3 protein-coding genes are annotated in these 2,154 nt (G+C 73.9%); 1 reads left to right on the top strand and 2 read right to left on the bottom strand.

Annotated elements, in window-relative coordinates; translation table 11 throughout:
• Nucleotides 1-333, top strand: a 333-nt coding sequence (locus VGD85_RS00170; protein WP_331061422.1) for a MaoC family dehydratase, incomplete at its 5' end; no start/stop codon positions are given.
• Here the strand turns inward: VGD85_RS00170 and VGD85_RS00165 are convergent.
• Complete coding sequence (locus tag VGD85_RS00165; protein ID WP_331061421.1) at nucleotides 330-1,196, bottom strand: acyl-CoA thioesterase II; 867 nt, start codon at nucleotides 1,194-1,196, stop codon at nucleotides 330-332. The two genes, VGD85_RS00170 and VGD85_RS00165, sit on opposite strands and share 4 nt — an antisense overlap.
• Nucleotides 1,193-2,059 carry an acyl-CoA thioesterase II gene (locus tag VGD85_RS00160; RefSeq protein ID WP_331061420.1) on the bottom strand — a complete coding sequence of 289 codons (867 nt, stop codon included), beginning with the start codon at nucleotides 2,057-2,059 and terminating at the stop codon, nucleotides 1,193-1,195. Before VGD85_RS00160 ends, VGD85_RS00165 begins: the two co-directional genes overlap by 4 nt.
• Between the last annotated feature and the right edge of the window lie 95 nt (nucleotides 2,060-2,154).

Below are 2,154 nucleotides of genomic sequence, written 5' to 3'. Positions count from 1 at the left end.
CTGCCCGGCGACCTGGGCCGCCGCTACGCGTCCGTGTCCGGCGACCACAACCCGATCCACCTCTACGGGCTGACCGCGAAGGCGTTCGGGTTCCCCCGCCAGATCGCCCACGGCATGTGGTCGATGGCGCGGTGCGTCGGCGCGCTCGAGAACCGGCTGCCGGGCGAGGTGACGGTGGCCGTGGCGTTCAAGAAGCCGATCCTGCTGCCCGGCACGGTGGCCTTCGGCTCGCGCCGGCTCACGGCGTCCGACGGTGGTGCGGGCTACGCGTTCTCGCTCAGCTCGCCCTCGACCGGGGCGCCGCACCTGGCCGGGAGCGCCACCGCCCGCTAGCCCGTGCGTGGGCGGATCAGCCCCTCCTGCGCGACCGTAGCGACCAGTGTGCCGTCCTGGGTGAAGATCCGCCCGAACGCCAGCCCGCGGGCGCCGATCGCGGCGGGCGAGGCCTGGTCGTAGAGCCACCACTCGTCGGCCCGGAACGGCCGGTGGAACCAGATCGTGTGGTCCAGCGAGGCCATCTGTGTCTTCGCCGGGTTGCCGCCGTGGGCGGCGAGCGTCGAGCCGAGCAGGCTCACGTCGCTGGCGTAGGTGAACGCGGCGAGGTGCACGACCGGGTCGTCGCCGAGCCCCTCCTTGAGCCGCACCCACATCCGCGCCTGCGACGGCCGGTCGGGGTCGGGCTCGAGGCCGTGCCGCGAGTTGCCGAGCCAGCGCACGTCGATCGCGCCCCACTCCTTGCCGAGCGCCTCGGCCTCCTCGTTGCCGCCGCGGCGCATCACCTCGACCAGGTCGATGCCGTCCTCGGGCGGCTTCGCCTCCGGCATCGCATCCTGGTGCTCGAAGCCGTCCTCGGCGCGCTGGAAGTCCAGTGCCTGGAAGTAGATCGGCCGCCCGTGCTGGCGCGCGATCACGCGCCGGGTCTGGAACGACCGGCCGTCGCGGATCCGCTCGACGTCGTAGACGATCGGCACGGAGTAGTCGCCGGGCAGCAGGAAGTAGGAGTGCAGCGAGTGGACGGCGTACGCCGGGTCCACGGTGCGGATGCCCGCGATCAGCGCCTGCGCGGCCACCTGCCCGCCGTAGACCCGGGCCCGCGCGGAGTCCGGCTGGCGACCCCGGAACAGGTCGGCGTCGATCCGCTCGAGGTCGAGCAGCGCGACCAGCTCCTCGGCCGGGCTCAGCGGTGCGCCGGTCACGACCGGTCCCGCCGTCGGATCAGCGCCTCCTGGGCGACGCTCGCGACGAGCGTGCCGTCCTGGGTGAACACCCGGGCGAGCACCAGCCCGCGCCCACCGGACGCGGACGGTGAGACCTGGTCGTAGAGCCACCACTCGTCGGCCCGGAACGGCCGGTGGAACCACACCGCGTGGTCGAGCGAGGCCACCAGCGTCTCGGGACCGCCGATCCGCACCCCGTGGGGCGCGAGCGCGGCCCCCATCAGCGTCATGTCGGAGAGGTAGGTGAACGCCGCGACGTGCTGGGCGGGGTCGTCGGGCAGCCGTGAGGAGACCCGCAGCCAGAACCGTTGCCGGGCCGGGTGCGCGGGATCCGGCTCGAGCAGCCCGTCGCCGTCGGAGCCGACGTAGCGGAAGTCGACGACGTCCCACTCGGCGTCCGCGGCGGTGTCCCGGCCCGGGTCGAGCGCCTTGGCCGCGGCCCGCGCGTCGATCGCCTCCTCGGGTGGGATCACCGTGGGCATCCGGTCCTGGTGCTCGTAGCCCGGCTCGGGCCGGTGGAAGTTGGCGGTCAGCGCGTAGATCGGTCGCCCGTGCTGGCGCGCGAGCACCCGGCGGGTCGCGAACGACCGGCCGTCGCGGAGGTTCTCGACGTCGTAGACCGTCGGCGCCTGGGTGTCCCCGGGTTGCAGGAAGTAGGAGTGCAGCGAGTGCACGACGTACGCCGGGTCCACGGTGCGGGTCGCGGCCACCAGGGCCTGCGCCGCGGCCTGGCCGCCGAACACCCGCGGCAGCGAGGAGGGCATCTGCTGCCCCCGGAACAGGTTGTCGTCGATGTGCTCGAGGTCGAGCAGCTCGACGAGCTCGTCGGCGTTCCTCGGCACCCGGTCAGCCCTGCGGCTCGTCGGTGTCGCGCCCGGGGTCGGTGTCCGGGCCCGGCCGGTCGAGCCCCGCGAGGAACCGCTCGAACTCCTTGCCG

Origin of the sequence: Nocardioides sp. (assembly GCF_036401255.1) — a bacterium.
Classification (GTDB): Bacteria; Actinomycetota; Actinomycetes; order Propionibacteriales; family Nocardioidaceae; genus Nocardioides.
Note: the sequence above shows the minus strand (reverse complement) of the source record. Positions and strands in the feature narration are given on the sequence as shown.